This window comes from Flexivirga lutea (assembly GCF_054778955.1).
This window is the reverse complement of sequence record NZ_BAAGZB010000004.1, coordinates 25852-38665: the sequence shown is the minus strand read 5'-3', so window position 1 is coordinate 38665 and position 12814 is coordinate 25852. Positions and strand designations below refer to the sequence as shown.

Sequence of the window (12814 nt, the reverse complement as noted above, 5' to 3'; positions counted from 1 at the left end):
CTCCACGAAGGGACAACCACATGCCGGTCAATCTCAGCAAGGGCGCGAACATCTCGTTGGAGAAGGCTGCACCGGGTATGACGACGGCGATCGTCGGCCTCGGCTGGAATCCGCGGACGACCGACGGCGCACAGTTCGACCTGGACGCGTCGGTGCTGCTGCTGGCCGAGAACGGCAAGGTGCGCACTCAGTCCGACTTCGTCTTCTACAACAACCTGACCGGCGATAACGGCGCGGTCCAGCACCTCGGCGACAACCGGACCGGTGAGGGCGAGGGCGACGACGAGCAGATCAAGGTCTCGCTCAGTCAGGTCTCGGCCGACGTGCAGCGCATCGCCTTCGTGGCCTCCATCGACCAGGCGGAGGCACGCGGTCAGAACTTCGGTCAGGTCTCGGACGCCTTCATCCGGGTCTTCGACGCCGATGACCCCACCAACTCCGACAAGGGCGCCCGCTTCGATCTCGGCGAGGACGCCGCCACCGAGTCGGCGCTGGTGTTCGGCGAGCTCTACCGCAACAACGGTGAATGGAAGTTCCGCGCCGTCGGTCAGGGCTACTCCAGCGGTCTCGCGGGCGTGATCCGCGACTTCGGCCTCGACGTCTGAGTCGTCCGCGCCAGGGGCGAGCGACCGCTGCGGGGGTAACGGCCACCGGGCGTTGCAGGCGGTGGCACGATTGAAGGAAACCGGCCGCTGCGTGCTAGTGTTTCCGCTCGTTGGCCGCGCCATGCAGGTCGGTCGACGCACCCAATTTGTCCGGGTGGCGGAATGGCAGACGCGCTAGCTTGAGGTGCTAGTCCCTTAACGGGGGTGGGGGTTCAAGTCCCCCTCCGGACACACGTTCGAATGGCCTTGTGAGTCCGAATCGCTCGGATTCATAAGGCTATTGGCGTCTCGCCTGCCTGTGTTGCTGTGGCGTCGTTGACTCTGCCTGTCACTTCACAAGGCAGCCGCAGCTGCGCCGCGCTCAACTTCAGCGACGTAATCCCCCGGTGCGTCAACCGCCGAGGAACGCTTCGCGTGCCGCCGTCGCCGTGGCCGCCGCCACGGTCTTGCTGGCCGGTGTCAGTCAACGGCCACGACTACTCTGCGGTCGGTTAGCAGGTCACCAGTCTTCGCGCAATGCGCCACGGCTCAGCAGCCGTCGGTGTGAGGGCTTACGTGACGACGGCGGTCGTCTTTGGCGATACCTTCGCGCCGACGTCGACGGCCGCACCCGGTGCGTTCGCATCCTCGGGACCATTCGTTCAGAGGCAACCCTGAACCGCCCCAGGTTTGATGCCGCATCTTTGTGAGTTGAAAGGATGCGTTTCATGCCGAAGAAGATTGATCCCGCGCTGCGGTCGCGGGCGGTACGCCTGGTGGCTGAGCACCAGCGGGAGTACCCGTCGCTGACGGCGGCCTGCGAGGCGGTGGCCAAGCACTACGCGGCTCAGGAAGCTGAGCTGCAACCCGTATGACAGCGGCACAGAACCTCGGGCGGTTCAACCTCAGTTGGCCCCACTGTGGCGGTCAGAAATGGCCCAACCCGGTTGACGGGATGATCGCGCGGAAAGGTGCCGTGGCGTGGAACGACGGGTTGGCTGTTGAGATGAAGAATTAGCGTACGGCGGCAGGGTTGGCACCGAGGTCACATGAAACATCGGCGATTTCGGTCAGTTGCATGTCGTTTGTCGTGATGAGCACGGATGCCCCGGGCGTGACGCAATCGTGCTCCAAAGAGGCATGAACGTCGCACAGCGCCGCGAGGCAGTCCACCGATTGTCGGAGGCGAATATCGGCGATGGCATAGTGGTCGTCGGGACAACGCGATTCATCGGTGAAGGCTTCGACGCCCCCGCCTGGACACGCTCTTCCTCGCTGCTCCTGTCTCATTCGACGGGTTACTCGTCCAGTGCGCAGGGCGAGTTGTGCGAGCCGCACCCGGCAAGCTGCTCGTCGAGGCGCACGACTATCACGACCATCAGGCGCCCGTCCTCGCCGCCTCGCTCAAGCGCCGGATGCCCGGCTACCGCGCACTCGGCTTCACCGAGTCATCCGGCACTCAGGGCCACGGCTAATCGCACACCCGGACGTCACGTTCGCGACGAACTCTCACCAGCTGCCTTCGTCCCCACTCTCGCGGGCCCGCCATGCGGGCCTCGAGGTCCGTCGGCAGCACGGCAGCATTCGAAAGCGTTGGCATGCAGCACATGCTGCATAATGTGATGCATGAAGGAAGCGCGTGACACGGTGCGCAATTCGCTGCCGCTGACAGCCGCCGACCTGCGAGACTTGGCGTTCATGCGCCGGTCAACCGAGTACCGGCGAGTGCTGCAGGAAATGACCGGGACCGATATCGATCCGGAAGCCAGCGAGGCGTCCTACCTGCACGCCGTCCTAGAGGCAGGACTGACGGCACTGCGCGAACGGGCCGAGGAAGCCGGTTACGCCGCGATGGCGGCGCAACAGCAGGACACCACAGCGGAGCGCCAGCGGGTGGCCCGCCGCCGCATCCCCGACTGGGCGAACGAGTGACCTGGCCACTGTCCCGGGGCCAGGTGGTTCGCGCGGATATCGGACTGGCCGAGCCGAAACTGTTCGTGGTCGTCTCCAACACCGCCGCAACAAAAACCTGGGCCAGGCCCTGGCCGCGCGCCTGACCACCACCGCCAAGCCACGGATCCCCAGCATCGTGCCGCTCGCCCACGACGATCACCTGGTCGGCAGCGTCGTCTGCGACGACATCGTGGAGATCTACGAGGACGAGGTCCAGGGCATCATCGGCGCCCTGAGCCCGGCCTCCATGCGAGCCGTGAACGACGGATTGAAAGCCGCACTCGACCTGCCCTGACAGGACACCCGCCACACAACCCATCGGGTGCCGCCGAAAGCTACCGACGACGATCCTCACCACTTGTGAGCGCCGGCAATCGATCACCACAACGACATCAGGACCAGGAACAGTCACCCAGCAAGCCTGAAACTGCTGGTAATCCGCGGGATCGCAGCCTTCGGAGTGGTCGGGACATTGGACAACCCCCCTCCGACGGACGTTCGAACGGCCTTGTGAGTCCGAATCGCTCGGATTCACAAAGCCATTCGCGTTCACGGCCCGGCCTGCGGCCTCATCTTCGAGCGGTCCGGCAAGCCCTCCGCAGGACTGGCGGTCGGTCAGCGACCCGTCGGCGGCTACCGGTCGTCGGAGGGATCCGGCGGACCGTACCGGTCTCGCGACAGGCGCACGGCCCGCCCTTCGGCCACCGCCTCCCGCAATGCCCTGCGGAACCGTCCCGGCCCCCAATACCGGGCACCCACCAGCTGTGACAGTGCAGAGTCCGTGAGCTGGCCGCGATCGGCCAATGCGCCTGCGATGGACTCAATCTCGTGGTCGAGGACCTCGGGTGGCTCCGTGCTGTCGGACACGGACATCCGGGGCGACCACAGGACCCGGCCGGGCCCTGGCCGGTAACGCGCCCGTCCGGTGGTCTGCAGCCGTTGCCGCTCCTCCCTCGCCCTGATCCGTTCCCTTCGGGCATGACGAAGGTCATCCTCTCCCGCCGACGTGCGGCCGTCGTGTGCCTCGTCGTGTCCCTCGTCCTGCCCCTCGTGCTTGTCCTGCTGGTCGCCGGCCGCCTTCTCCCCGGCGTCCTGCTCATCGCCCTTCGCGTCCTGGGCGGTCAGTGGCATTGCGATACTCTCCAGGCTCTTTCCCTCGGAACTCACCCCGAAGAGCAACTCGACCGCGCCGCCGATGGCCATCACGACGGCGCCGATGACGAATCCGAGGGCGATCAGCGAGTTGTCGCCGGAGTTGATGAAGCGGCCGAACAACAGGGGGCCGGCGATGCCGCCGGCAGCGGTGCCGATGGCGTAGAAGAAGGCGATCGCCAACGCTCGCGTCTCCATCGGGAAGATCTCGCTGACGGTGAGGTATGCCGCGCTCGCTCCCGAGGAGGCCAGGAAGAACGTCACCATCAACATCGCTTGGAATCCCCAGACGCCGCCGGCTTCTTCGACGATGATCCAGGCCAGGATCAGTCCGGCGACGGCGGAGCCGAGGTAGGACACCGCGATCATCGGTTTACGCCCGACCGTGTCGAACAACCTCCCGAGCAGGACCGGTCCGAGGAAGCTGGCGACGGCATACAGGATGAAGAAGATCGGCACCCGATCCGACGACACGTGGTACGCCTTGCCGAGCAGTGTCCCGAGGTCGAAGGTGATGCCGTTGTAGAGGAATGCCTGACCGACGAACAATGCGAAGCCCAGGATCGCGCGCTTGGGATAGAGGGTGAAGGCCACCTTGGCGATCTCCCGGAACGGGATCGCCGTGCGCTGCCGCACGGTGATGCTGTCGCCCGGCTCCGACAGCTCCTGACCGGTTTCCTCCTCGACCTCCTGCTCGATGCCGCCGACGATGCGTTCGGCCTCGTCCTGGCGACCGTGGATGAACAGCCACCGTGGGCTCTCCGGCACGTGCCGCCGGACCAACAGCACCAACAGCCCGAGTATCGCGCCGAGGCCGAATGCCAGCCGCCAGCCCAGATCCGCGGCGAGCAGGGACTTGTTGAGCAACAGGATGGCGACGGCAGCACCGGCCGCCGCACCGGCCCAGTAGGTCCCGTTGATGATCAGGTCGATCCGTCCGCGGACGCGCGCCGGGATGAGTTCGTCGATGGCCGAGTTGATCGCCGAGTATTCGCCGCCGATGCCGGCTCCGGTGAAGAACCGCATGACGAAGAAATACCAAGGCGCGAAGGCGAAGGCGCTCAGCACGGTGGCCGTGATGTAGACGCCCAACGTGAGCATGAACAGCTTCTTCCGCCCGAAGCGGTCGGTCAGCTGCCCGAAGACCAGCGCACCCACGCACGCCCCGACCACGTAGATCGCGCCCGCCAGGCCGATCTGCGCAGAGCTGATCGAGATGCCGCTGCCGCTCTCGGTCATCCGGGCGGCGACGTTGCCCACCATCGTGACCTCGAGGCCGTCGAGGATCCACACACTGCCGAGCCCGATGACGACGCGCCAGTGGAACTTCGCCCACGGCAACCGGTCCAGCCGCGCCGGGACCGCGGTGGTGATCGTGCCGGTCTGCACAGTCACGACGTGCGGTCCTTGCGAACGCGCAGGAAGCGCCACACCCGCAACGGGAACATGCCCAGGTATGGCGCTCGCTTGCCGGTGTCGGCGTTGTCCGGACGATCGAACGCGGCGGCATACCTGCGCGCCGCGGCAGCGGAATCGTAGGTCTTGGTGCCGGCTTCTCCCCCGCACCACTCGCAGGCCCAGGTCATCGTGCGGTCCTGCGCACGGAACCGGATGCGATGGCCCCACACCGCGCACTTCCAGCCGTGACGCGCGCCCGGTACGTGCGCGGCCACCTGCTGATCTGCGGATCCGCCTCCCTGGACCGGTCGGTGTGTCGCGACGGCCCCTGTCCCGTTTGGCTGGTGCATGCCCCTCCTCGTGTCACGTGTTCTCGGCCCGTGATCTCCCTACCCAGCCGTGCGCCGCATAACCATGTGCCGGTGCCCGCCCGGCAACGCCCGAGCCAAGGGACGGTAAGGAGTTGGTCTGCAGAACCCGCAAAGTGTTGACAGAGCCGAGAACCGACCGTCACTGTGGAACGCGCCTCTAGCAGTGGGGCAACACACATCCCGCTGCTCACCGGCGGCGGGCTCGCCTACTGGAGGTCCCCATGACGATCACGACTCCGGCCGAGGACACCGCCGCTGAGATTGCCGCACCGGTGCCCGGTTCGGTCCGTGCGCTGATCAGCGAACTGGCCCAGCTCGAGGACGCCGTACGGGAGGTCCGGAGCCACACCACGATGGCGAACGGCGCCGGCCCGGTCCTGGATCCGCACGTCCTCCGGCTGCTGCAGCGCGAAGCCGAGATCGTCGGTGCCTTGCGCAACCGCAGGCACAGCACACGCTGACCGATCTCGCTCTCGTCCGAGCTATCCTCCTCGGTGCGTGCCCGGTCGCGCATCAACAGCAGAGGGGCTCCATGACCGATGACGACGAACTGACCTGTCCGCTCGACGGACTCACCGTGGCCGACTTCTCCCGGGTCCTGGCGGGTCCGCTCGCGACGATGACCCTTGCCGATCTGGGCGCCCGGGTGATCAAGATTGAACAGCCCGTCCGCGGTGACGACACTCGGGCGTGGGGTCCGCCCTGGTCGGCTCACGGATCGACATACTTCGAGAGCGTCAATCGCAGCAAGCAGTCGATCGCTCTCGATCTGAAGGAACCGGCGGACCTCGAGACCGCCCGGCAGATCGCGACGCGTGCGGACGTGGTCATCGAGAACTTCGCGCCCGGAACGATGGATCGGCTCGGCCTCGGTCACGCCGCGATCGCCGCAGCGAATCCGCGCTCGATCTATTGCTCCATCAGCGGTTTCGGGAGCGGCGACGGTCGCGAACTGCTGGGCTACGACTTCATCGTGCAAGCCGTCGGCGGGCTGATGAGCATCACCGGTGCGGCAGACGGCGAGCCCACCAAGGCAGGCGTGGCACTGGTGGACGTGCTCACCGGGAAGGACGCCGTCATCGGCATCCTGGCCGCCGTCGTCGCCCGCGCCCGCACCGGCCGCGGCGAACGGATCGAGGTCTCCCTGCTGACGAGCCTGCTCGGCAGTCTGGTCAACCAGGGGCAGACCAGTCTGGAAAGCGGGCACGCGGCACGTCGACTCGGCAACCAGCACCCGAGCATCGCGCCCTACGAGACGTTGCAGTGCCGGGACGGACTCATCGCGATCGCCTGCGGCAACGACCTGCAGTTCGAGCGCCTGGCCAAGGCGCTCGGCGACCCCTTGCTGGCCGTCGACGAGCGATTCGGCACCAACGCCGACCGGGTCGGGCACCGTCCCGCACTGATCCAGCGACTGCAAGCGCTGCTCGCGCGAGCGGATGTCGAGCACTGGGTGAAGATCTTGAACGAGGCGAAAGTGCCTGCGGGCAAGGTCAATTCGATTCCGGAAGCCATCGCGTTCGCCGATGCGTTGGGGCTCGATCCGACGATCCGCGTCGCCGACGGCTGGGCCGAGCAGATACGTCATCCCGTCCGGTGGAGCACCTACCGCACCCGGGAGGCCACTCCCCCGCCGGCGCTCGACCGCGACGCGGCGGAGGTTCGCCGCTGGCTCGACAGTCACGACGCCTGATGTCCTGGATCGCTTCTCAGCTGCCTGCCGCGAGCGCAGCGACGACTGCGGCAACCTCGTCATCGGCCGGGTGACCGGTCACCCGGATCGCGGGCGGCAATCCGGTGCCGCGGTGCGCAGCTGCGCCGGCCGGGCGGAAGATCACCTGCTGCCCGGGCCGCGCCTGTGCGGCTCGCCCCACGTCCTCGCTCACGACACAGCCGATGACCGGATAACCACCGGTGATCGGGTGATCGGCCAGCAGCACCACCGGCTCCCCGTCCGGCGGCACTTGTATGGCGCCCAGCGGCATACCTTCGGTCGGCAGCTCTCGGTCATGGACGCGCGCCAGCTTCGGCTGACCCGCCGCACGGGTCAGCCGTGCACCGATCCGGTCGACGGCATCGGTGGTGATCCACCAGCCGCGGAACAGTGCTTCGGGTTCGGTGAACCAGTCCTGCCGCGGACCGAGCTCGACCCGCAGCACCACGGGCGCGTGGGCGGGGACCACCGGCCGGCCCGGCGGCGGCGCAGCCGACGGCTCGGCAGCACCGGCCGGTTCATCGCCCACCGGCAGCACCATGCCGGGCACCAGCGGATCCGGTCCGATCCCCGCGAGCGTGTCCCGGCTGCGCGAACCCAGCACCTGCGGAACGGTGATCCCGCCGCGCACCGCGACATACGCCCGAAGTCCGGCCGCGGCGGTGCCGAGACCCAACAGTGCACCCCGCGGCAGGTCGATCGCGGTGCCGTGGTCGGCCGCACGCCCGTCGACGGAGACCGACACCGTGGCTCCGGTGACCGCCACGGTGACCGGCGACAACGCCTCGAGCTCCAGCCCACCCAGCACACATTCGATGCCTGCCGCGTCGGCCGGGTTGCCGACGAGTCGATTTGCGGCACAGAGCGATTCGCGGTCCGCTGCACCGGAGACGCCCACACCGCTGGAGAACCAGCCGGGACGGCCCAGGTCCTGAATACTCGCCGACGGGCCGGTCCGCACGACCCGCAGAGATCGGCTCATCAGGCCTCCAACTGCACGAAACGCACCGTGACACCCGGCGTCAGCAGTGCCGGCCGGTCCCGGTCGAGGTCCCACATGGCCGTCGTCGTCGTGCCGATCAACTGCCAACCGCCCGGCGAGGTGCGCGGATAGACGGCACTGTAACCATCCGCCAGCGCGACCGCACCGGCCGGCACTCGGGTGCGCGGAGAATCCCGCCGAGGAACGACCAACGTCGGCTCGTCGGGCCGCAGATAGCCGAACCCGGCCGTGAAACCGACGAATCGGCAGCGCCACAGTCGACTGGTGTGCACCGCGACGACCTCCGCCGGAGTCATACTCAGCACACGGGCGACCTCCGCCAGGTCGGGTCCGTCATAGTGCACGCCGACCTCGACGACCTGCCGGTCGGGCTCTGCCACCTGATCGCTGGTCGCATCGCTGAGCCGGGCACGCACCGCGCGCTCGACCTCCGCCAGTCGGACACCCTGCTGCGTGGTGAGCAGGATCGTCTCCGACGCGGGCACCAGGTCGCACACACCCACCGGAGGGTCGTTGCGCAGCACGTGGTCCAGCAGTTCGACGTCCCCAGGGTCGTGCAGCACGAGCAGCAGCGCCCGGTCCCCGGCGCGGCGTATCGACACGTCGTCGGGCGTCATACGAAGGCCCGCACGGTGATCTCAGCGACCGCCAACTGCTGTCGCACCGCCGCGGCAAGACGGGCGGCGTCCGGTGAGTCCCCATGAACACAAAGGCTTTCCGCATCGACGCGCACCTGCGTGCCGTCGATCGCGGTGACAGTGCCGGACGAGGCGATGCTCAGCGCCTGCCGCAGCGCCGCGTCCGGTGCCAACAGGGCCCCGGCGTCCCGCCGCGACACGAGGGTGCCGTCCGCGCGGTAGCCACGATCGACGAACGCCTCGCGGACCGCCCGCAGGCCGGCGTCCTCGGCCAGGGCCAGCAGCACCGACCCCGGAAGCCCGAGCACCGGCAGGGCGCCGGGGTGGTCACGGACCGCCGCGATCACGGCCGCCGCCTGCTGCTCGTGGTGGACGACGGCGTTGTAGAGCGCGCCGTGCGGTTTCACGTAGGCCACCACACCGCCCACGCTGCGGGCCAGGCCGTCCAGCGCCCCGATCTGGTAGAGCACATCGGCATACAGCTCATCCGGTGCGACGTCGATGAAGCGCCGGCCGAAGCCGGGCAGATCCCGGTAGCCGACCTGGGCGCCGATCACGACACCGTGCGCGACGGCATCCCGGCAGGTCTGCAGCAGCACCTGGGGGTCACCGGCGTGGAAGCCGCACGCGACGTTGGCCGAGGTCACGAGCCGCACCATCGCGGCGTCCTCCCCGAGTGTCCACCGGCCGAAGGATTCGCCCAGATCGGCGTTCAGATCGACCACGCCTCCACCTGCACCGCCCCGCGCGTCCATGTCACCGCCCGTCGCGCCAGAGTTCGATGCGGTGGTGGTCCGGACTGAAGCCGTGCCGGATGCCCCAGAGCACGGCCTTGGTCCGGCTGTCCGCGCCGATCTTGCGGTAGAGGCTGCGCACGTAGGACTTGATGGTGTTGGGACTGAGATAGGTGAGGGCGGCGATCTCGGCGTTGCTGCGCCCCTGCGTGATCAGGGCCAGGATCTCCGACTCCCGATCGGTCAGCCCTTCGTGCCGCCCCGGCCAGTCCAGTCCGGGGCCGACGTGCGCCCCGCGCGACTGATCGCTGACCACCCGCCGGCCCGCGTGGACCGCTTCCAATGCCTCCACCAGTTGCTGTGCCGGCAGCGTCTTGGACAGATACCCGTCGACGCCGCGTTCCTGCGCGAACGCCACCAGCTTCGGGTGGAAACTCCAGGTATAGACCACCACGCGCCGGGCGCGGGGGCTGGCGACCAGCACATCGATCTGTTCGGCGTCCGCCTCGCCCTGGGCGAACGAGTCGTACAGCGCGATGTCGACGATGTCGACCAGGGGCTTGTTCGCGTCGATCTCCGTCACCACGACGCGGTCCTGGTAGGGCTCGAGCATCCGGGCGAGTCCCTTGAGCACGACGTCGTAGTCGTCCAGGAGGGCCAGCCGAATGGGTTCGGTCTCGGGTGCGCGCACGCCGCAAAGATAACCCGTTGGGGTGTGCCGGACCCGCCCCTGGGGTGAGACGGTTCAGTGCGGATCGACCGGTCCGCGGGGATTCGCCGACGGCACGGCAGCAGAGGTAGCTGCGGTGCCGATACGCGTGCCCCCACACATTTGCCCGAACACCTTTGAAGGAGCACATTCACCCATGCTTGGTCTCATCATCAGCCTGATCGTCGTCGGCCTGATCGCGGGAGCCGTCGCCCGCCTGCTGGTACCGGGACGACAGAACATCGGGATCCTCGCCACGATCGTGCTGGGCATCATCGGATCGTTCATCGGCGGCTTCCTCGGTTACCTGATCTTCCACAAGGATGCCGGCAACGGCTTCTTCCAGCCGTCGGGCATCATCGGCTCGATCATCGGCGCCGTGATCGCACTGTTGATCTACACCCGGATGGGCGGTCGCCGCACCGTCACTCGATGACGCGACCCGTGAAGGTCATCTATGCGGCCCTGCTGCAGCGCCGGGGGGCGCACTGGCGGATCGTCGTGCCGGGTGTCGGCGTGACGACCGTGCGTGTGCGCTCCCGGGCGGAACGTGCCGCGCGTGAGCTGATCACCGCCAAGACCGGTCAGGCGCCGGCCAGCGTGATCGTGCTGAGCGACGATCCCGATCGTCCGGGACGACGCTGGGCGACGCACCCGCCGGACTGAGCGCGCGCTGCCTCGGCCGCGAACAACCCCGGACCGCACACCGCGGTCCGGGGTTGTTCGCCGACCTCGGTCAGTCCGTAGGCACGCCGGGGTGCCGGATGGGTTCGTGGCTGTTGTGGCCACGTCCGGCATGCAGCTGCAACGCGCTGGTGACCAGTGCGAAGTGGCTGAACGCCTGCGGCGTGTTGCCCAGCTGTCGCTGATGTTTCGGGTCCCACTCCTCGCTGAGCAGGCCCACGTCGTTGCGCAGGTCCAGTAGCCGCTCGAAGAGCTTGACCGCGTCGGCCTGCCGGCCACCCAGGTGCATCGCGTCGACCATCCAGAACGAGCAGGCCAGGAAGAGTCCCTCACCGCCGGGCAGACCGTCGTCGGACTCGGCGTTCTGGTAGCGCAGCACCAGGCCGTCCTCGGTCAGCTCGCGCTCGATCGCGTCGACCGTGCCCAGCATGCGCGGGTCGTCCCCGGGCAGGAATCCCACTCGCGGAATGATCAGCAGGCTCGCGTCCAGGGCCTGGGCGCCATACGACTGCACGAACGTGTTGCGGTCCTCGTCGAAGCCGTGCGCCAGCACGTCGGCGTGGATGGTGTCGCGCAGGGTCTCCCAGCGATCGGCCGGTCCGTGCAGCGTCGGGTGACGGCGCACGGCCTTGGCCATCCGGTCGGCTGCCACCCAGGCCATCACCTTCGAATGGGTGAAGTGTCGCCGCGGACCGCGCACCTCCCACAGACCGTTGTCCTTATCGTCCCAGATGCCCTCCAGGTGCTCCATCAGCGCGACCTGCAGGTCCCAGGCGTCCTCGGTGCTGGCCAGGCCGGCCTCGCGGGCCAGGGCCAGACCGTCGAGTGTCTCGCCCCACACATCGAGCTGCAGCTGATCGGCCGCGGCGTTGCCGACGCGGACCGGTGAGGAGTTCTCGTAGCCGCGCAGCCAGCCCAGCTCGCTCTCCGGCAGCCGCCGGGTGCCGTCCAGGCCGTACATGATCTGCAGGTCCGCCGGGTCCCCGGCGACCGCACGCAGCAACCAATCGCGCCAGGCGCTCGCCTCGTCGAGGTAGCCGCCCGCGATCAGCGCCTGCAGGGTGTATGTCGCATCGCGCAACCAGCAATAGCGGTAGTCCCAGTTGCGCGGGCCGCCCAGCTGCTCGGGCAACGACGTCGTCGCCGCCGCCACGATGCCGCCGGTCGGCTGGTAGGTGAGCGCCTTCAACGTCAGCAGCGAGCGCTGGACGGCATCACGGTAGGGACCGGACAGGTCGTGGCCGCGGCCACACCACTCGCGCCAGAAGTCCAGCGTGCCCTGCAGTGCCTGCTCGGCGTCGACCGGTTCGGGGCGCGACTCGTGGCTCGGCGACCAGGTCAGGACGAACGGCACCCGGTCCCCCTCCGACACGGTGAACTCCGAGACCGTGGACCACTCGTGGCCGTGCGTGGGCACCGGCGTGCGCAGCCGTATGGCGTCGGGGCCGGCGACGGCGAGCATCTGGTCGCCCTCATGGTGTGCCCACGGCCGGATGTTGCCGTAGTCGAAGCGCAGCGTCAGCTCCCCGCGCATCTGCACCGTGCCGCTGATGCCTTCCACGATGCGCACGATGTCGGGCGCCTTGCCGCGTGGTGGCATGAAGTCGATGACCCGCACGGTGCCCTCGGCGCTCTCCCACTCGGTCTCCAGCACGAGCGTCTGGTCGACATACCGTCGGCGTGTGCACGGTCCGCCGTCGACCGGTGCGAGGATCCAGCGCCCGGCGCTCGGATCATCCAGCAGCGCGGCGAAGCAGGCCGGCGAGTCGAAACGGGGCAGGCAGAGCCAGTCCACCGAACCCTCGTTGCTGACCAGCGCCGCGGTCTCCAGATCGCCCAGAATTGCGTAGTCCTCAATGCGAGCCATGCTTCGG

At 68.2% G+C, this 12814-nt stretch carries 16 protein-coding genes and 1 tRNA gene; 10 read left to right on the top strand and 7 right to left on the bottom strand.

Going from position 1 to position 12814, the window contains the following annotated elements:
* Positions 1-20 precede the first annotated feature (20 nt).
* The 6 genes from ACYVBN_RS14925 to ACYVBN_RS14900 all read left to right on the top strand — a co-directional run bounded on the left by ACYVBN_RS14925 (position 21) and on the right by ACYVBN_RS14900 (position 2832).
* Complete coding sequence (locus ACYVBN_RS14925) at positions 21-605, top strand: TerD family protein (protein WP_440282925.1); 585 nt, start codon at positions 21-23, stop codon at positions 603-605.
* Between the two features lie 148 nt (positions 606-753).
* Positions 754-836, top strand: a tRNA-Leu gene (locus tag ACYVBN_RS14920).
* Positions 837-1312: 476 nt separating this feature from the next.
* The gene (locus tag ACYVBN_RS14915; protein WP_460601377.1) at positions 1313-1459 is read left to right on the top strand and encodes a hypothetical protein; all 147 of its coding nucleotides are present in this window, start codon (positions 1313-1315) and stop codon (positions 1457-1459) included.
* A gap of 450 nt (positions 1460-1909) precedes the next feature.
* The gene (locus ACYVBN_RS14910) at positions 1910-2059 is read left to right on the top strand and encodes a hypothetical protein (RefSeq protein ID WP_460601212.1); all 150 of its coding nucleotides are present in this window, start codon (positions 1910-1912) and stop codon (positions 2057-2059) included.
* Between the two features lie 151 nt (positions 2060-2210).
* Positions 2211-2516, top strand: coding sequence for a hypothetical protein (locus tag ACYVBN_RS14905; RefSeq protein WP_460601211.1), 306 nt, complete (start codon positions 2211-2213; stop codon positions 2514-2516).
* A 157-nt stretch (positions 2517-2673) separates the two neighbouring features.
* Entirely contained in the window at positions 2674-2832 is a 159-nt protein-coding gene (locus tag ACYVBN_RS14900) for a hypothetical protein (protein ID WP_460601210.1), read from the top strand.
* A gap of 338 nt (positions 2833-3170) precedes the next feature.
* Here ACYVBN_RS14900 and ACYVBN_RS14895 read toward each other — a convergent pair whose 3' ends face one another.
* On the bottom strand, positions 3171-5084 hold the full coding sequence (locus tag ACYVBN_RS14895) for an MFS transporter (RefSeq protein ID WP_460601209.1): 1914 nt from the start codon (positions 5082-5084) through the stop codon (positions 3171-3173).
* Positions 5081-5275 carry a hypothetical protein gene (locus ACYVBN_RS14890; protein ID WP_440282921.1) on the bottom strand — a complete coding sequence of 65 codons (195 nt, stop codon included), beginning with the start codon at positions 5273-5275 and terminating at the stop codon, positions 5081-5083. The genes ACYVBN_RS14895 and ACYVBN_RS14890 overlap by 4 nt, the downstream gene beginning before the upstream one ends.
* A gap of 404 nt (positions 5276-5679) precedes the next feature.
* On the opposite strand from ACYVBN_RS14890, the gene ACYVBN_RS14885 reads away from it, so the two are divergent.
* Positions 5680-5919, top strand: coding sequence for a hypothetical protein (locus tag ACYVBN_RS14885; protein ID WP_460601208.1), 240 nt, complete (start codon positions 5680-5682; stop codon positions 5917-5919).
* 71 nt (positions 5920-5990) lie between these two features.
* Positions 5991-7151, top strand: a complete 1161-nt coding sequence (locus ACYVBN_RS14880) for a CaiB/BaiF CoA transferase family protein (protein WP_460601207.1) — start codon at positions 5991-5993, stop codon at positions 7149-7151.
* A gap of 16 nt (positions 7152-7167) precedes the next feature.
* Here ACYVBN_RS14880 and ACYVBN_RS14875 read toward each other — a convergent pair whose 3' ends face one another.
* The 4 genes from ACYVBN_RS14875 to ACYVBN_RS14860 are packed head-to-tail and all read right to left on the bottom strand — an operon-like array spanning position 7168 to position 10238.
* Entirely contained in the window at positions 7168-8154 is a 987-nt protein-coding gene (locus ACYVBN_RS14875) for a 5-oxoprolinase subunit C family protein (protein ID WP_460601206.1), read from the bottom strand.
* Positions 8154-8792, bottom strand: a complete 639-nt coding sequence (locus ACYVBN_RS14870) for a 5-oxoprolinase subunit B family protein (RefSeq protein WP_460601205.1) — start codon at positions 8790-8792, stop codon at positions 8154-8156. The genes ACYVBN_RS14875 and ACYVBN_RS14870 overlap by 1 nt, the downstream gene beginning before the upstream one ends.
* The gene (locus ACYVBN_RS14865) at positions 8789-9538 is read right to left on the bottom strand and encodes a LamB/YcsF family protein (protein WP_460601204.1); all 750 of its coding nucleotides are present in this window, start codon (positions 9536-9538) and stop codon (positions 8789-8791) included. Before ACYVBN_RS14865 ends, ACYVBN_RS14870 begins: the two co-directional genes overlap by 4 nt.
* A 31-nt stretch (positions 9539-9569) precedes the next feature.
* A complete protein-coding gene (locus tag ACYVBN_RS14860; RefSeq protein ID WP_460601203.1) occupies positions 9570-10238 on the bottom strand; it encodes a transcriptional regulator in 669 nt (222 codons plus the stop codon).
* Positions 10239-10413: 175 nt separating this feature from the next.
* On the opposite strand from ACYVBN_RS14860, the gene ACYVBN_RS14855 reads away from it, so the two are divergent.
* Positions 10414-10692 (top strand): GlsB/YeaQ/YmgE family stress response membrane protein, encoded by a 279-nt coding sequence (locus ACYVBN_RS14855; protein ID WP_440282914.1) that lies wholly within the window; start codon positions 10414-10416, stop codon positions 10690-10692.
* Positions 10689-10922 carry a hypothetical protein gene (locus tag ACYVBN_RS14850; protein WP_460601202.1) on the top strand — a complete coding sequence of 78 codons (234 nt, stop codon included), beginning with the start codon at positions 10689-10691 and terminating at the stop codon, positions 10920-10922. Before ACYVBN_RS14855 ends, ACYVBN_RS14850 begins: the two co-directional genes overlap by 4 nt.
* A gap of 70 nt (positions 10923-10992) precedes the next feature.
* Here the strand turns inward: ACYVBN_RS14850 and ACYVBN_RS14845 are convergent, their stop codons facing one another.
* Positions 10993-12807 (bottom strand): glycoside hydrolase family 15 protein, encoded by a 1815-nt coding sequence (locus tag ACYVBN_RS14845; RefSeq protein WP_460601201.1) that lies wholly within the window; start codon positions 12805-12807, stop codon positions 10993-10995.
* Positions 12808-12814 lie beyond the last annotated feature (7 nt).

What these genes read in the sequence shown, in the direction of transcription:
- ACYVBN_RS14925 (WP_440282925.1), top strand. Translation starts at nt 21, where the DNA reads ATGCCGGTCAATCTCAGCAAGGGCGCGAACATCTCGTTGGAGAAGGCT.
- ACYVBN_RS14915 (WP_460601377.1), top strand. Translation starts at nt 1,313, where the DNA reads ATGCCGAAGAAGATTGATCCCGCGCTGCGGTCGCGGGCGGTACGCCTG.
- ACYVBN_RS14905 (WP_460601211.1), top strand. Translation starts at nt 2,211, where the DNA reads ATGAAGGAAGCGCGTGACACGGTGCGCAATTCGCTGCCGCTGACAGCC.
- ACYVBN_RS14890 (WP_440282921.1), bottom strand. Translation starts at nt 5,275, where the DNA reads ATGACCTGGGCCTGCGAGTGGTGCGGGGGAGAAGCCGGCACCAAGACC.
- ACYVBN_RS14885 (WP_460601208.1), top strand. Translation starts at nt 5,680, where the DNA reads ATGACGATCACGACTCCGGCCGAGGACACCGCCGCTGAGATTGCCGCA.
- ACYVBN_RS14880 (WP_460601207.1), top strand. Translation starts at nt 5,991, where the DNA reads ATGACCGATGACGACGAACTGACCTGTCCGCTCGACGGACTCACCGTG.
- ACYVBN_RS14875 (WP_460601206.1), bottom strand. Translation starts at nt 8,154, where the DNA reads ATGAGCCGATCTCTGCGGGTCGTGCGGACCGGCCCGTCGGCGAGTATT.
- ACYVBN_RS14870 (WP_460601205.1), bottom strand. Translation starts at nt 8,792, where the DNA reads ATGACGCCCGACGACGTGTCGATACGCCGCGCCGGGGACCGGGCGCTG.
- ACYVBN_RS14855 (WP_440282914.1), top strand. Translation starts at nt 10,414, where the DNA reads ATGCTTGGTCTCATCATCAGCCTGATCGTCGTCGGCCTGATCGCGGGA.
- ACYVBN_RS14850 (WP_460601202.1), top strand. Translation starts at nt 10,689, where the DNA reads ATGACGCGACCCGTGAAGGTCATCTATGCGGCCCTGCTGCAGCGCCGG.
- ACYVBN_RS14845 (WP_460601201.1), bottom strand. Translation starts at nt 12,807, where the DNA reads ATGGCTCGCATTGAGGACTACGCAATTCTGGGCGATCTGGAGACCGCG.